The 14,379-nt window shown below is 62.3% G+C and carries 15 protein-coding genes; 4 read left to right on the top strand and 11 right to left on the bottom strand.

The genetic code is table 11. The features are described 5' to 3' along the window. Nucleotides 1-48 precede the first annotated feature (48 nt). Both BMZ35_RS08130 and BMZ35_RS08135 read right to left on the bottom strand, forming a co-directional pair. Nucleotides 49-468 carry a GFA family protein gene (locus BMZ35_RS08130; RefSeq protein ID WP_093093312.1) on the bottom strand — a complete coding sequence of 140 codons (420 nt, stop codon included), beginning with the start codon at nucleotides 466-468 and terminating at the stop codon, nucleotides 49-51. A 135-nt stretch (nucleotides 469-603) separates the two neighbouring features. After that, the gene (locus BMZ35_RS08135) at nucleotides 604-1,128 is read right to left on the bottom strand and encodes a hypothetical protein (protein ID WP_093092834.1); all 525 of its coding nucleotides are present in this window, start codon (nucleotides 1,126-1,128) and stop codon (nucleotides 604-606) included. Nucleotides 1,129-1,412: 284 nt separating this feature from the next. Between BMZ35_RS08135 and infC the strand changes: the two genes are divergently transcribed. After that, a complete protein-coding gene (gene infC, locus BMZ35_RS08140; RefSeq protein ID WP_341350627.1) occupies nucleotides 1,413-1,871 on the top strand; it encodes a translation initiation factor IF-3 in 459 nt (152 codons plus the stop codon). A 99-nt stretch (nucleotides 1,872-1,970) separates the two neighbouring features. Beyond that, entirely contained in the window at nucleotides 1,971-2,570 is a 600-nt protein-coding gene (locus BMZ35_RS08145; RefSeq protein ID WP_093092838.1) for an SAM-dependent methyltransferase, read from the top strand. 76 nt (nucleotides 2,571-2,646) lie between these two features. On the opposite strand, the gene BMZ35_RS08150 is transcribed toward BMZ35_RS08145, so the two are convergent. The 9 genes from BMZ35_RS08150 to BMZ35_RS08190 all read right to left on the bottom strand — a co-directional run bounded on the left by BMZ35_RS08150 (nucleotide 2,647) and on the right by BMZ35_RS08190 (nucleotide 12,164). Continuing rightward, nucleotides 2,647-3,432, bottom strand: coding sequence for an FAD binding domain-containing protein (locus tag BMZ35_RS08150; RefSeq protein WP_093092840.1), 786 nt, complete (start codon nucleotides 3,430-3,432; stop codon nucleotides 2,647-2,649). Nucleotides 3,433-3,536: 104 nt separating this feature from the next. Then, nucleotides 3,537-5,900, bottom strand: coding sequence for a xanthine dehydrogenase family protein molybdopterin-binding subunit (locus tag BMZ35_RS08155; protein ID WP_093092842.1), 2,364 nt, complete (start codon nucleotides 5,898-5,900; stop codon nucleotides 3,537-3,539). Between the two features lie 95 nt (nucleotides 5,901-5,995). Next, a complete protein-coding gene (locus tag BMZ35_RS08160; protein WP_093092844.1) occupies nucleotides 5,996-6,481 on the bottom strand; it encodes a (2Fe-2S)-binding protein in 486 nt (161 codons plus the stop codon). A 109-nt stretch (nucleotides 6,482-6,590) separates the two neighbouring features. Beyond that, the gene (locus tag BMZ35_RS08165; RefSeq protein ID WP_093092846.1) at nucleotides 6,591-7,601 is read right to left on the bottom strand and encodes a molybdopterin-binding protein; all 1,011 of its coding nucleotides are present in this window, start codon (nucleotides 7,599-7,601) and stop codon (nucleotides 6,591-6,593) included. Continuing rightward, complete coding sequence (locus tag BMZ35_RS08170; RefSeq protein WP_093093314.1) at nucleotides 7,598-8,566, bottom strand: XdhC family protein; 969 nt, start codon at nucleotides 8,564-8,566, stop codon at nucleotides 7,598-7,600. Before BMZ35_RS08170 ends, BMZ35_RS08165 begins: the two co-directional genes overlap by 4 nt. A gap of 143 nt (nucleotides 8,567-8,709) precedes the next feature. Then, a complete protein-coding gene (locus tag BMZ35_RS08175; RefSeq protein ID WP_093092848.1) occupies nucleotides 8,710-9,297 on the bottom strand; it encodes a DUF6691 family protein in 588 nt (195 codons plus the stop codon). A 4-nt stretch (nucleotides 9,298-9,301) separates the two neighbouring features. Further along, on the bottom strand, nucleotides 9,302-9,856 hold the full coding sequence (locus BMZ35_RS08180) for a YeeE/YedE thiosulfate transporter family protein (protein WP_093093316.1): 555 nt from the start codon (nucleotides 9,854-9,856) through the stop codon (nucleotides 9,302-9,304). Between the two features lie 79 nt (nucleotides 9,857-9,935). Next, the gene (locus BMZ35_RS08185) at nucleotides 9,936-11,195 is read right to left on the bottom strand and encodes a vWA domain-containing protein (protein ID WP_093092850.1); all 1,260 of its coding nucleotides are present in this window, start codon (nucleotides 11,193-11,195) and stop codon (nucleotides 9,936-9,938) included. A gap of 60 nt (nucleotides 11,196-11,255) precedes the next feature. Next, nucleotides 11,256-12,164, bottom strand: a complete 909-nt coding sequence (locus BMZ35_RS08190; protein WP_093092852.1) for an AAA family ATPase — start codon at nucleotides 12,162-12,164, stop codon at nucleotides 11,256-11,258. Nucleotides 12,165-12,349: 185 nt separating this feature from the next. On the opposite strand from BMZ35_RS08190, the gene BMZ35_RS08195 reads away from it, so the two are divergent. Both BMZ35_RS08195 and pyrC read left to right on the top strand, forming a co-directional pair. Beyond that, nucleotides 12,350-13,294, top strand: a complete 945-nt coding sequence (locus BMZ35_RS08195; RefSeq protein ID WP_093093318.1) for a phosphoadenosine phosphosulfate reductase — start codon at nucleotides 12,350-12,352, stop codon at nucleotides 13,292-13,294. A 41-nt stretch (nucleotides 13,295-13,335) separates the two neighbouring features. Further along, nucleotides 13,336-14,376 (top strand): dihydroorotase, encoded by a 1,041-nt coding sequence (gene pyrC, locus BMZ35_RS08200; RefSeq protein WP_093092854.1) that lies wholly within the window; start codon nucleotides 13,336-13,338, stop codon nucleotides 14,374-14,376. The last annotated feature ends 3 nt before the right edge of the window (nucleotides 14,377-14,379 follow it).

The raw sequence follows: 14,379 nt of genomic DNA on the forward strand, positions 1-14,379 counted from the left end.
GCCGCCGTTTCCGGCGCGACCAGTTTCATGGTCTTCAGCTGTTCGGCGTCACGTATCGAAATAGGTTGGAAACCCCTCAAAGGTCTCTGCTGGCGCCTGTCCGAGTTCCCAATTCGCACGCTCACAGGTAAACACCTCGGCCCGCTTTGTCACCTGCGGCGCTCCTTCCAGCGCCCCGGCAGGCACGATCACGAACCGCCCCGATGCGCCCTCGAAAGGCAGGGCGCTTCCACATTGGTTGCAGAACGCGCGAGAAAACTGGCGGTCCGGGTGCCGGAACTTGGTCACGTGCGCCTCCCCCCTGACCCAGCGCAGGGTGCGGGTCGTCGAAAACAGGTTTGCCGCCATCGCAGAACCGCTCAGCTTGCGGCACTGCTCACAGTGGCAGAACAGCAGAAACGCAAAATCGTTTTCGATTTCGAAGCTCGTCGCACCACACAGGCACCCGCCCTCGATCATCCCGGTCATGTCTCCAACTCCCCGATCCGCTTGCAACATCATAGCACAGGGGCCACGACGCAGAAGCGCGCACGACGCAAAAAAAGGGCCGCCCATCCGGGCGACCCCTGACATGTCCGTCTCTGGCAAACCGCCAGACGCAGCTTAGTTGCCGCTTTCGCTGTCGGGAAGTTTCGGCTCGGCGCCTTCCACAGCCCCTTCAAGCGATTTGGTCATGTCGCTGACCGCATCCGTCGCCGCCTCAGTGCCCCCGTCAATCAGTTCCTGCGCAGCATCCACAGCGTCCGAAGCCTGTTCGCTGACTTCCTCGACGGTATCAGTCACAACTTCCTGTGCTGCGTCGGATGCCTCTTCGGCGGCCTCGGTTGCTGTATCCATTGCGCCTTCAACGGCGTCTGCGGTGCCCTCGACAGCCTCTTCCATGGCGTCCTTGGCCGTATCCACGGCCTCGTCGACGGCCTCTTTCGCAGCTTCAGCGGCCTCTTCAACCGCCTCTTCCACTTCCTCAACCGCCTGCTCGACAGGGTTTTCCTCTGTCACAGGGGTTGTTTCGGTCGGCGCGCTGACTTCCGGTTCAGGTGTCGCCACCTCTTCCGGCGCCTTGAAAAACGCAAAATACCCGCCAACCACAACTGCTGCGGCGACCACGATCCCAATCACATACTTCATCTGGGAATTCTCCTTTTTTCAATCTCCGCCCTGACGGGCATATCTCACATGTAGCGGCAATGTGGCCATCCCTCGTCTGCCCACAAGGGGGAAAGCCGCGCGATTAGGCTCATAATCGCGCATTCGGCTGTTGTGTCGGCACGAAACCGCGAATAAATTACCGCCCGAACAACGACAGCTATTGAAGGAACAAAACCATAGCCCGCAGACCTCACAACGCGCCCCCGCAGCGCGACACCGGCCCCCGCATCAACGGACGTATTCGCGCACCTGAAATCCGCCTGATCGGCGCAGATGGCGAAAATATCGGGGTCGTCCACCCTGCCAAAGGCATGGCACTGGCCGAAGAGGCCGGGCTTGATCTGGTCGAGATCTCGCCCAACGCGAACCCGCCCGTCTGCAAGATCATGGATTTCGGCAAGTTCAAGTACGAACAGCAAAAACGCGAATCCGAAGCCCGCAAGAAGCAGAAGGTCATCGAGGTCAAAGAGGTCAAGTTCCGCCCGAACACCGACACCCATGACTACGACGTGAAGATGCGCAACGTGGTCAAATTCCTTGAGAAAGGCGACAAGGTCAAAGTCACCCTGCGCTTCCGTGGTCGCGAAATGGCCCACCAGAACCTCGGGCGCGAACTGCTCGAACGTGTGGCCGAAGACATCAAGGAAATCGGCAAGGTTGAAAACATGCCCAAGATGGAAGGCCGCCAGATGATCATGATGATCGGCCCCCTGTCCAAGTAAGTCCGACACAGAATGTCGGATACGGGAACCCCTCGCTTCGTGAACAAGCGGGGGGTTTCTTTTTTGAGGCGGCTCGCCCCCTTCAGAAAGGACCATGCCATGTGGGAAAACCGCTTTGCCACCTCCCCCGACTACGTCTTCGGTACTGCGCCTGCGCAATTCATGGTCGATCACCGCGATCATCTGATCAAGGGCGCCACCGCGCTGGCCGTGGCGGACGGAGAGGGGCGCAACTCGGTCTACATGGCCGAACAGGGCATGGATGTCACCGCGCTCGAATTCGCCCCGAGCGCCATTGCCCGCGCGCACAAGCTCGCCTCGGAACGCGGCGTGTCGGTCGAATTTCTCCAGCGCGACATCATGAACGAACCGTGGCCCGCCAGAACCTATGATCTCGTGGCCGGCATCTTCATCCAGTTCGTCGGCCCCGATGGCCGCCGCCAGCAATTCCAGCGCATGAAAGACGCCACCAAACCCGGCGGTCTGGTCATGCTCCACGGCTATCGCCCCGAACAGCTCGACTACGGCACCGGCGGCCCTCCCAATGCCGAGAACATGTACACCGAAGTCATCCTGCGCGCCGCCTTTGTCGGCTGGGACATCCTCGTCCTCAAGGAATATGACCGCGAGGTGCAGGAAGGTCGCGGACACTCCGGCATGTCCGCCCTGATCGACCTGATCGCCCGCAAGCCCGCCTGAAAAAGAAGGGGCGCCGCATAACCACGACGCCCCCTCTTCATTTTGCCAAAAATACTCCCGCCGGAGGCGATCCGACCTATCCGCAGGCGGCCACGGCCCGCTTGGTCAGCACCGCAATCAGATGCGCGCGATAGGCCGCCGTGCCGTGCAGGTCGGAAATCATTCCATCCGCACCCGGCGCCGCGGGCACCGCATCGGCCGAGAAATTCCCGGACAGCGCCTCCTCCGCAGCACTCCAGCGGAAGACGCCTTCCTCGGACGCCCCGGTCACGGCCACACGGACACCATCGGCAAACCTGGCGACGAACACACCCACCAGCGCAAAGCGCGACGCGGGCTGTTCAAACTTCTGGTAGTTTGCCGCCTCCGGCACCGGAAAACGTACCTCGGTGATAATCTCCCCCTCGTCCAGTGCCGTAGCAAACATGCCCTGGAAGTAATCATCCGCCGCGATCTCGCGGGCGTTGGTGACGATCGTCGCCCCCGAAGCCAGCGCCGCCGACGGGTAACAGGCCGACGGGTCGTTATTGGCCAGCGAGCCGCCAATCGTGCCGCGTGCCCGCACCGCCGGGTCCCCGATATTGCACGCGAGCGCTGCCAGCGCCGGGTAGCTGCCTGCATTGGCCGCCACGTCCGCATGCACGGTCGCCCCGCCCACGCAAACCTGTCCGTCATCGCTCATGCAGACACCCTTGATATCGGCAATCCCTGCGAGGCTGACCAGCTTGGACGGGCTGGCGAGGCGCTGCTTGAGCGTCGGGATCAGGGTCTGCCCCCCGCCCAGCGCCTGCGCATCTTCCCCGGCTAGCGCGGCCACCGCGTCGGCCACCGATGTCGGCTTTTCAAAGTCAAAATTGTACATCTCTCTTTTCCTTCCCAAGGAAGCCGGGTCCAACCCCTCTTCCTTTTGCCAGAAATATCCTCGGGGGTCCGTGGGCAGACAGCCCCCGGTCCAACCCTCTCATCCTATCCCTGCATCGCAGCCCAGACGCGCGACGGCGACACGGGCATGTCGATATGGGTCACGTCATGACCGCCCGACTGCAACGCGTCGATCACCGCGTTCACCACCGAAGGCGGCGAACCGATGGCTCCGGCCTCACCACAACCCTTCACTCCAAGCGGGTTATGGGTACAGGGCGTCTGGCTGGAATGATCGACATTGTAGAACGGCACATCATCCGCACGCGGCATGGCGTAATCCATGTAAGACGCGCTCAGAAGCTGACCATCCTCATCATAGACACAGCCTTCCAGCAACGCCTGACCGATGCCCTGGCCAATGCCGCCATGCACCTGACCATCCACGATCATCGGGTTGACGATATTGCCAAAGTCATCCGCCGCCGAGAAGCGTTCGATGGTGACTTTCCCGGTCTCCGGGTCCACCTCGACCTCACAGCAATAGGCGCCCGAGGGATAGGTAAAGTTCGCCGGGTCGTAAAACGCGGTTTCCTCCAGCCCCGGTTCGATGTCTTCGAGTGGATAGTTATGGGGCACATAGGCCGCAAGGGTCACATCGCCCCAGGCCACCGATTTGTCGGTCCCGGCGACGCTGAACTGACCATCCTTCAACTCGATATCGGCCTCTGCGGCTTCCATCAGGTGGGCCGCGATCTTCTTGGCCTTGTTGATGATCTTTTCCGTGGCCCGCACCATGGCCGAGCCACCCACAGCCAGCGAGCGCGAGCCATAGGTGCCCATGCCCATCGGTGTGTTGGCAGTATCGCCATGCACGATTTCCACCATGCTCTCGTCGATCCCGATCATCTCGGCAATCACCTGCGGGAAGCTGGTTTCATGCCCCTGACCGTGGCTGTGGCTGCCGGTCATGACCACGAGGCCACCCGTGGCATTCACCCGCACCGTTGCGCTTTCATAGAGACCAGCCCGTGCGCCCAATTGCCCGACAAGGTTACTCGGCGCGATGCCGCAGGCCTCGATGTAACAGTTCACACCCAGCCCGCGCAGCTTGCCCTTGGCTTCGCTTTCCTTGCGCCGGGCTTCAAAGCCCGAAAGGTCCGCGATCTTCTCCAGCGCATCCATCGTGCCGTGATAATCCCCGGTGTCATACTCGACCGCCACGGGCGTGGCATAGGGGAACTCGGTGATGAAATTCTGACGGCGTAGCGCAATCGGATCAACGCCCAGCTCACGCGCGGCCTTGTCGATTACCCGCTCCAGCTGGAATGTCGCCTCGGGGCGCCCGGCCCCACGATAGGCGTCCACCGGCACCGTGTTGGTAAACACCGCCTTGACGTTCACATAGATCACTGGCGTGCGGTAGTTCCCGGCCATCAACGTGCCATGTAGCCAGGTCGGCACAGACGGTGCAAAGGTCGACAGATACGCACCCATATTGGCATAGGTCTCGGTGCGCACCGCGGTAAAGTTGTTGTCCTTGTCCAGCGCCAGTTCGATCTTGGTGACGTGGTCACGGCCATGCGCGTCCGACATGAACGCTTCCGAACGGGAAGCGGTCCATTTGACCGGACGGTTGATCGCCTTGGCGGCAAAGGTACAGAACGCCTCTTCCGCGTAATGGAAGATCTTGGTGCCAAAGCCCCCACCCACATCCGGCGCAATCACGCGCAGCTTGTGTTCCGGAATGCCCAGCACAAACGCGCCCATCAAAAGGCGGATCACATGCGGGTTCTGGCTGGTGGTATAAAGCGTGCTGTCATCCGTGGCGCGATTGTAATCGCCAATGGCAACGCGTGGCTCCATCGGGTTGGCAATCAGGCGGTTGTTGACCAGTTCCAGCGTCGTCACATGTGCCGCATCTTTGATCGCCTGATCAACGGCATCCTTGTTCTCTTCAACAAACCCCCAGTCATAACAAAGGTTGTTTTCAAGGTCGTCATGCACCTTGGTGGCGCCCTCGGCCAGCGCCGCCTTCATGTCGACCACGGCAGGAAGCTCTTCGATGTCGAGCTCGATCGCCTCGGCCGCATCGCGCGCCTGCTCATAGGTGTCGGCCACCACGGCGGCAATCGGATCGCCCACATGGCGCACCTTGCCCTGTGCGAGCACCGGGTGTGCCGGCTCCTGCATCGGGTTGCCATGGCGGTCCGTCACCTGCCAGCCGCAGGGAATGCCGCCAACGCCTTCAAAATCGGCGCCGGTGAAAATCCGCACCACGCCCGGCATCGCCGCGGCGACGTCGGTACCGATCCCGTTGATCTTCCCATGCGCCACATCCGAGCGCAGGAAATGCACATAGGCCTGACCGTTTACGTTGATATCGTCTGTGTAATTGCCCGTCCCGGTCAGAAACCGGACGTCTTCGCGCCGCTTCGGGCTGGCGCCAATGCCATGATCTTTCGGCATCTCATATCCTCCCATTGATCGGTGCGTGAAATCACGCACCCTACATCCCGGTGTCACTGGTAGGGTGCGTGTTCACACGCACCGTTCGTCCCGTGTCACTCGGCAGCAATCGCGCTCACGTCCTGTCCGGACGCGGCCATGATCGCCTTGACGATGTTGTGATACCCGGTGCAGCGGCAGATATTGCCTTCAAGGTAATCCCGGATTTCCGCTTCGCTCGGTTTCGGGTTCTCTTTCAAAAGCGCAGCCGCCGACATCACCATTCCCGGTGTGCAGAATCCGCACTGAAGCCCGTGGTGATCCTGAAACGCCTGTTGAATGGTGTTGAGCGTGCCATCCGGCGCCGCCTGCCCTTCGATGGTTTCCACCTCGGCGCCATCGGCTTCCATCGCCAACATGGTGCAGCTTTTGACGGCCTGCCCGTTGACATGCACCACGCAGGCGCCGCACTGGCTGGTGTCGCAACCGACATGGGTGCCGGTCAGGTTGAGGGTTTCCCGCAAGAATTGGCTGAGCAAGGTGCGTCCTTCGGCATCGCCGGACATCTCCTTGCCATTCACGGTCATGGTGACCTGTGACATTGGCTCCTCCCAGAGTTGTTGAACTTTTTTCTGTTCTTGATGTGCGGAAAGTAAAACACGGGTTCCCAAGTCTGAGAAGGCGCTTTTTTCCCGTCAGCCGCCCAAGCGGTTAGACATTGGTCGTAGGTCGCCGCCGCTCGCGTGGCATGGGCCGGGTCGGGATCTCCTTCAAGAGCCCTCCGACCCCCATACCTGCAATGTCGCCGTGGCTGACCTCGATCCCACAGGCCACGCGGGACAGAACCCAGTCCGCGCCATTAAGCGCAGGCGATCGCGCACAGCCCGGCAGGCCAATCACCGGGCGCGTCCCGACACAGCCCAGAAACAACAGATTGCCCGGATCAACCGGCATCCCGAAACGCTCGACACGCCCACCTGCCTGCCGCACCGCCTCGGGCGCAACGTCATGCGGGTCCGAGGTCGCGGACCCGGTCAGGATCAGAACCAAATCCCCCTTGGCTGCCGCCACCGCCACGGCGAGCGCATCGACCCGATGCGGCACCATCACCACCTCGCTCAAATCCATGCCCAGCGCCTCAAGTCGCCCTTCGATGGCCTTGCGCCCCTTGTCTCCGACCCCACCGGGGATCTCGGTAATGATCAATGACGCGGTCTCATGCAGCACCGGCGCCAGCCGCATCGCTGCTGCCCCCAACTCCGCTGCGTGGGCCAGATCCGCCTCCGGAACACCATAGGAAATGATCTTGACGGTCCCGACCATCTGCCCGGTCCCGACTTGCTGAAACGGTGGCACGGTCGCCAGTGTAATCATCGGATGCACCGCATTGAGCGCATCCAAGGCGGCCACATCCAGCAACGCCACTCCCGGCGCGGTCGCCACGAGGTTCACGCGCCCCGTAAAGGCCCTTGTCCGCTCCAAATGCGCGGCCACCTCATCCGGCACCAAAGCCCGCGCCAGGCGCTCTGCCGCGACATCCTCGTGCAAATCCTCGGGGTCCAGCGCGGCCACCGTGACCTCACCAATCCCCGCCGCACGCAACGCCTCAATATGCGCCGTGCCCAGCACCAATCCCTTGCGCAGCTTCTCCGAACCGGCTTGGACCGAATGCGCAAGGATCTCCCCTTGGGCATCCTCGATGGAAACGGGTCCGAACCTCACGCGCCTTTCCTCAGCAACTGCACCATCTCGGCCAGGATCGACACGGCAATCTCCGACGGCCCCGCCGCCCCGATATCAAGCCCGATCGGCCCGTGAATGCGCGCGATCTCGTCTTGCGTGAACCCCGCCTCGCCCAATCGCGCCACCCGGCTCGCATGGGTGCGCTTGCTACCCAGCGCGCCGATGTAAAACACGTCCGAGCGCAGCGCCACATGCAGCGCCGGATCATCCAGCTTCGGGTCATGGGTCAACAGCACAAGCGCCGTACGCCCATCCAGTCCGATTACGTCCAGCGCCTCATCCGGCCAGTCCTCAACGATGGTTTCGCCGGGAAACCGCGCTTGCGAACCAAACGCGCTGCGCGGATCGACAAGGATCGGATCAAACCCCGCCACCCGCGCCATCGGCACAAGCGCCTGCGCGATATGCACTGCCCCCACGATCACCAGACGCAAGGGCGGGTTGTGAATGGCCACAAACCGCCCGTCCTCCTCAAGCCCCGAACGGTCCATGCGAAACCGCTCCTCGAACCCCTCTTCGCTGAGCAAACCGCCCCCGGTTTCTCCATCACAGACATAGGCCACAGGCCGCCGCTCGGCCCGCGCCGACACCAGCGCATCCAGCACAACTTCGCTCATGACCGCGCCCACAGGCTCGACCAACACCCGGATCGTGCCACCACAGGCCAACCCCACGGCAAATGCATCTCCGTCGCTGACACCGAATTCCAAGAGGCGCCCCTTGCCCTCTTCCAAAGCCTCCAGCGCCTCGACCATCACCGCGCCCTCGACACACCCGCCCGAGACCGAGCCTTCGATCTGACCATCGCCGGAAACGACCATCTGCGCCCCCACACGGCGCGGCGCGCTGCCCCATGTTTCGACCACAGTGGCCAAGGCTGCTCCGCGCCCCGCGCGATGCCATTCCAACGCCAGTTCCGGCGCGCCCTGCACTCTTTCCGTCATGAATTCCCCCCGGCGCATTCCTGCCTTTGCGCAAAAGATGTGGCATCCCCACCCAAAGCGCAAGTTCGACCAAATGGTACATGCCAAACAAAAAAAGGCCGGGCACCCGGCCCGGCCTTCTTCCCATCCATTTCAACCGCGGTTTATTCAGCCGCCACCGGCGCAGCCCCTTCCCCGACAAGACGTTCAGGCAATAGGAATGCCACCAGCACGAACACCGCGCCCAGAACAATGCCCAGCACATCACCCGACATGCCAACAAGACCTTCGTATTCGGCGCCCGGCACGGTGCCCAAAGTCACCTTGCCACCGGCGATCTTGTCCAGAAGACCGCTGGCTTTCCACGCCGGGTAAGTCACCATGTAGGCCGCCGCGCCCAACAGGCCCCCGGCGATAAAGAACAGCGCATCCTTGCGCCCGGACGCCGCCGCACAGACACCCGTACCGGGGCAATAGCCCGACGCGGCCCAGCCCGCGCCCAGCATCAACCCACCAAGGAACACACCGACATAGGCGGTCTTGACCGACATGTGACCGACATCCACGAGGCCCAGCATCTGCCCCCCGAACATCAGGATCGACCCGGTGCCAATGGCCAGCAGAATGGTCTTCATCAGGTGCAGGTTACGCAATGACAACATGCGAATGATCCAGTTCGGGCTGGTTGCCCCGATCCGGTCCAGCGTCGCGCCAAAGGCGGCGCCAATCAGCAAAGCAAGAAGGATATTCATCTGATCAGGCCTCCCGTCCATACATGATCATCGCCACCGGAATGGCAGCAGCAAAGGCACCGGCAGCAAAGATGTAGCCGCTGAGCGCAGTCTGCATCATGCCCGACATCATATGCCCCGAGGTACAGCCCCCCGCCAGCCGCGCGCCATAAAGCACGATAAAGCCGCCCAGAAAGGCCACCAGATAGCGCTTCATCGGCGTATCACCGAAATTCGCCCGCCAGATCGCGGGAAGACGCCGCTCCTCGGCACGGACCCCGCCGCGCGCCATCGCTGACAGGAACGCCCCCGCCATCATCGCCAGCACGAAGACAAAGCTGTAGTTCAGCGGATTGGCCGCGTTCTTGGCATATTTGCCATTTGATTTCGCGAGATAGGCGTTGGTCGACGTATAGGCGCCGTCATCGGTCTGTGTGATCAACTCGGCATTCACGGTGTTGCCGATAATCGCGTCCAGAATGACGAACTGCGTCGAAACCCCGATGGGCTTGACCAGCAGCACCGCCAGAAAGAACACGAAGCCCAGCAGCACGCCGCCGGTTTTCCAGTTCAAAGGCATTGGATCATCCTCCATATATTCTATTTGGTTAATATATGGATTTCGGAATGCGTCTGTCTTGATCTGGATCAACCCGCGTTCAGGGACCACCCAAGGCAGCCATCAGACGGGCTTTTTCACCCAGATCGTCGGGCCGCGAAATGGCCTCTGCAAGCTCTTCGAGCGTGGCAATGGAATGCCCGGCCCGGAAACTGTCGACATGCGGCAGCATGGCACGAATGCCTTGGGCTTTGGGCGCGAACCCGTCCCAGCGCAGCAACGGATTGAGCCAGATCAGCCGCCGCGCACTCAGTTGCAGCCGCTTCACCTCATGCGCCAGCGCCTCCGGGTCCCCCCGGTCAAGCCCGTCCGTGATCAGCAGAACCACCGCCCCCTGCCCCATCACCCGGCGCGACCAGTCACGGTTGAAATCATGCAGGCAATCCCCGATCCGCGTGCCGCCTTCCCAATCCTGCGCCTCGGCCCCCGCCGCCGCCAGTGCGGAATCCACGTCGCGCGTGGCGAGATGGCGGGTGATATTGGTCAACCGCGTGCCAAATGTGAACCCATGCACACGCGCCCAGCCCGCGCCCTTGTGATTGGCGACCGCATGGAGAAAATGCAAAACCATCCGACTATATTGGCTCATCGAGCCCGAAATATCGCAAAGCACCACGAGGTTGGGCCAGCGCATGCGTGGGCTCTTGCGGGCCAGCATCTGCACCTCGCCCCCCTGCCGCATGGCGTTGCGCAACGTGCGCCGCCAATCGGCGCGCGCGCCCAACGGATCAGGCTTGCCCCGACGCGAGGCGATCGGCTGCACAGGCAGTGACATCCGCGCCAGCATCCGTTTCGCCGCCGCCACCTCCTCGGTGCTCATCTGTTCGAAATCCAGCGTACGCAGGCGTTCTTCGGTCGACATGGTGAGCGAGGCATCGACCTCGATCTCCGTGCCTTCCTCCTCGAACTCCATGTCCGGCACATCCGCCTGTACCCCGTCAAGCAACGCCTCGGCGGCGCGCTTCTCTCCAGCCTGCCCGCCCCGTTCTTCCTGCACACCGCGCACCGCGGGCAGCATCATCGCCATCATGTGCTCCATGAACCGCGGATCGCGCCAATACAGGCGAAAGACCTGCGCAAACACCGTGCGGTGTTCGGGCCGGGACACGAAACAGGCATGCAGCGTCCAGTAAAAATCGCGCTTTTCGCTAAACCCCGCCGCCTCGACCGCACGGATCGCGTCTATCACGCGACCTGGGCCAATCGGCAAACCCGCCTTGCGCAACGCCTGGGCAAACCACGTGATATTATGGGTCAGCTTGGGGTTTTCGGGGATCTCCAGAGGCGCGTATTCAGCCATGTTCCGCTGCGGGGGGCCAGCCCCCCGCTCCCCCCGGGGTATTTTCGGAAAAAGAAAGCATCAGGCCGGCTCCAAAGCCGCGCGCGCCTCGTCCAGCAGGCGTTTGGCTTCGGAGCCCTGCAGCTTGGCGATATCATCCTGATACTTCAGAACCGCGCCCAGCGTGTCGGCAATGACCTGCGGCGACAACTCCAGCACATCCAAAGCCAACAGGCATTTCGCCCAGTCGATTGTTTCGGCCACACCGGGTTTCTTGAACAGGTCCTCGGTGCGCAAACGCTGGACAAACGCCACCACTTCGCGACTCAGCGTTTCGGAGGCTTCTGGCGCGCGTTTGGCAAGGATTTCCAGCTCGCGCGTGAAATCAGGATAGTCGACCCAGTGATAAAGGCAGCGGCGCTTGAGCGCATCATGCACTTCACGAGTGCGGTTCGAGGTGACAATCACGATTGGCGGCTCAGGGGCCACAATGGTCCCGATCTCGGGGATTGTGACCTGAAAATCACTGAGCGCCTCGAGCAAAAACGCCTCGAACGGCTCATCCGTGCGATCCAGCTCATCGATGAGCAACACGGGCGCACCGGCCGGATCGGGCCGCATGGCCTGCAAAAGCGGGCGTTCGACAAGGTAATCCGGGCCAAACAACTCCTGTTGCAGCACCTCGCGATCCGCATTGCCGCCCGCCTCGGCCGTGCGAATGGCCACCATCTGCGCAGCAAAGTTCCACTCATAGACCGCGCTCGACGCATCCAGCCCCTCGTAACACTGCAACCGGATCAACCTGCGCCCCAACCCCGCGGCAATCGCCTTGGCGATCTCGGTCTTGCCGACCCCGGCCTCGCCCTCAAGGAAAATCGGCCGCCCCAGCCGCAGCGACAGGAACACCACCGTCGCCAGTGCCCGCCCGCAGACATAGCCCTGGCCGCCCAGCATCTCCTGAACCGCGTCGATACTCTCGAGATCCTGCATGGCACCCCTCCTTTGCCCCGCGTCAGGCTGCACGAGCCCCGCCCACCCCGTCAACCGCTCCGACACGCGACAAAAGTTGTAGATTGGGGCACCCTTCCCAACTTTTGCCGCAAATGGTGTGTATTTCTCCGTTCAAGAGCGCAAAAAGCGCCGGTATGATGTGGTCGGTTTCGAGGATTGAGCAGATGCAGGATTCCCCAAATGGCTTTGATGCCCCGATGCTGGGGCTCAAGCGCAAGGCGTGGCTGGCCAAGCTGGAAGAGATCGCCGAGGAGCACGGGTATTTTCAGCCGCTCGGCGCGAAACACTGTGCCACGCTGATCGAAGACAAGCCGATCCTGTTGATCACCTTCGAAACCATGCAAAGCATTCAGGACCGCGGCGATACCGGCCAGCCCTTGGGCTGGGAACTGGTGCGCGAACTGGGTTGGTCGCATCTCTGTCTTCTGTCGGACGGGGACACCTGGTTCCGCGATCCGGCGGTCTATGCCTATTTCGACCGCCTGTCCGATGACGGGTTCTTCGAGGATTTCGACCGGATCGTGGTCTATGGTGCCGGGTCCTGCGGCTATGCCGCTGCTGCCTTTTCTGCCGCGGCGCCTGGTTCGACCGTGGTTGCGCTCCAACCGCAGGCCACGCTGGACCCGGACCTTGCCGGCTGGGACCGCCGCTTTCCCGAGGCGCGTCGCCTGAGTTTCACGGATCGCTACGGCTATGCCCCGGACATGCTCGACGCCGCCGAAGACGCCTTTGTGATCCACGATCCGCGCCAGGATCTCGACGCCATGCATGCGGCCCTCTTCGCCCGTGAAAACGTCACGCGCCTGGCGACTCCCTTTCTCGGCGACGACATCGAAGCCGACCTTCTCGAAATGCAGATCCTGTTTCGTATCCTCGCCAAGGCCGGAGCCGGCAAGCTCACCCCTCATGCCTTTCATCGCCTCTACCGCGCCCGACGCACGCACATGCCCTATCTCAACGCGCTCCTGCGCGAGATCGAGCGCCAGAAACGCCCCTTCATCAAGGCGCTGCTCTGCGCAAATGTTGCCCGCCGCCTGAAAGAGCCGCGCTTCATGCGCAAGCTCAACATGCTGGTGCAGGCCGCCGACAAGGGCCGCTTGGCAAGCTGAATCCACTGGATTGCCGCGTCCGTTTTGTGTAAGCGGCCCCCATGACCCAAAGCCTGATCCTTGCCCGCCCCGATGACTGGCATCTGCACCTGCGCGATGGCGCGATGCTCGCTGCTGTTCTGCCCGAAACCGCGCGCCATTTCGCCCGTGCGATCATCATGCCCAACCTCGTGCCCCCCGTCGTCACCGGCGCACAGGCCGCCGCCTACCGCGACCGCATCCTGACCGCCCTGCCAGACGGCATGTCCTTCGAGCCGCTGATGACGCTCTACCTCACCGAGGACACCGATCCCGCGGACGTCGCCGCCGCCCATGCCAGCGGTCTGGTCAAGGCGGTGAAACTCTATCCGGCGGGCGCCACCACCAATTCCGCCTCCGGGGTCTCGGATTTCACCAAGGTGCGCGCCGTTCTCGAGAAAATGGCCGAGATCGGCCTGCCGCTCTGCGTGCATGGCGAAGTCACAGACCGCGACATCGACATCTTCGACCGCGAAGCCGTGTTCATCGACCGCGTGCTCGATCCGATCCGCAAGGCGACGCCGGGCCTGCGCGTGGTAATGGAACATATCACCACCAAGAACGGCGTCGACTATGTGTTGGCCAATGACACCGATCTCGGAGCAACGATCACGGTTCAGCACCTGATCCTTGATCGCAATGACATGCTGGTGGGGGGGATGCGACCGCATTACTACTGCCTGCCGATCCTGAAGCGCTCCGACCACCGCAAGGCGTTGCACGCCGCCGCTATCTCTGGCGATGCGCGCTTCTTCCTCGGCACCGACAGCGCTCCCCACCCGACCCACGCGAAAGAGGCCGAATGCTGTTCGGCCGGGTGCTTTACCGCGCCCAACGCCCTGCCCATCCTTGCCCAGACCTTCGAAACAGCCGGGGCATTGGACAAGCTCGAAGGCTTCATCTCGCGCCACGGTCCCGCCTTCTACGGACTTCCGGTCAACAGTGACACGATCACTCTCACCAAATCCGACGCCCCCACGACCTTCCCCGCCAAGATCGACGCAGGTGACCACACCGTCACCGTCTTTGATCCCGGCTTCCCGGTCTACTGGAGCGTGACCTGATCT

Source organism: Shimia aestuarii, from assembly GCF_900114635.1.
In the GTDB taxonomy this organism is placed as follows: Bacteria; Pseudomonadota; Alphaproteobacteria; order Rhodobacterales; family Rhodobacteraceae; genus Shimia; species Shimia aestuarii.

Bases quoted from the DNA above. Each gene is read 5' to 3' on its own strand.
- BMZ35_RS08130 (WP_093093312.1), bottom strand. From the start codon at position 468: ATGACCGGGATGATCGAGGGCGGGTGCCTGTGTGGTGCGACGAGCTTC.
- BMZ35_RS08135 (WP_093092834.1), bottom strand. From the start codon at position 1,128: ATGAAGTATGTGATTGGGATCGTGGTCGCCGCAGCAGTTGTGGTTGGC.
- BMZ35_RS08145 (WP_093092838.1), top strand. From the start codon at position 1,971: ATGTGGGAAAACCGCTTTGCCACCTCCCCCGACTACGTCTTCGGTACT.
- BMZ35_RS08150 (WP_093092840.1), bottom strand. From the start codon at position 3,432: ATGTACAATTTTGACTTTGAAAAGCCGACATCGGTGGCCGACGCGGTG.
- BMZ35_RS08155 (WP_093092842.1), bottom strand. From the start codon at position 5,900: ATGCCGAAAGATCATGGCATTGGCGCCAGCCCGAAGCGGCGCGAAGAC.
- BMZ35_RS08160 (WP_093092844.1), bottom strand. From the start codon at position 6,481: ATGTCACAGGTCACCATGACCGTGAATGGCAAGGAGATGTCCGGCGAT.
- BMZ35_RS08170 (WP_093093314.1), bottom strand. From the start codon at position 8,566: ATGACGGAAAGAGTGCAGGGCGCGCCGGAACTGGCGTTGGAATGGCAT.
- BMZ35_RS08175 (WP_093092848.1), bottom strand. From the start codon at position 9,297: ATGAATATCCTTCTTGCTTTGCTGATTGGCGCCGCCTTTGGCGCGACG.
- BMZ35_RS08180 (WP_093093316.1), bottom strand. From the start codon at position 9,856: ATGCCTTTGAACTGGAAAACCGGCGGCGTGCTGCTGGGCTTCGTGTTC.
- BMZ35_RS08185 (WP_093092850.1), bottom strand. From the start codon at position 11,195: ATGGCTGAATACGCGCCTCTGGAGATCCCCGAAAACCCCAAGCTGACC.
- BMZ35_RS08190 (WP_093092852.1), bottom strand. From the start codon at position 12,164: ATGCAGGATCTCGAGAGTATCGACGCGGTTCAGGAGATGCTGGGCGGC.
- BMZ35_RS08195 (WP_093093318.1), top strand. From the start codon at position 12,350: ATGCAGGATTCCCCAAATGGCTTTGATGCCCCGATGCTGGGGCTCAAG.
- pyrC (WP_093092854.1), top strand. From the start codon at position 13,336: ATGACCCAAAGCCTGATCCTTGCCCGCCCCGATGACTGGCATCTGCAC.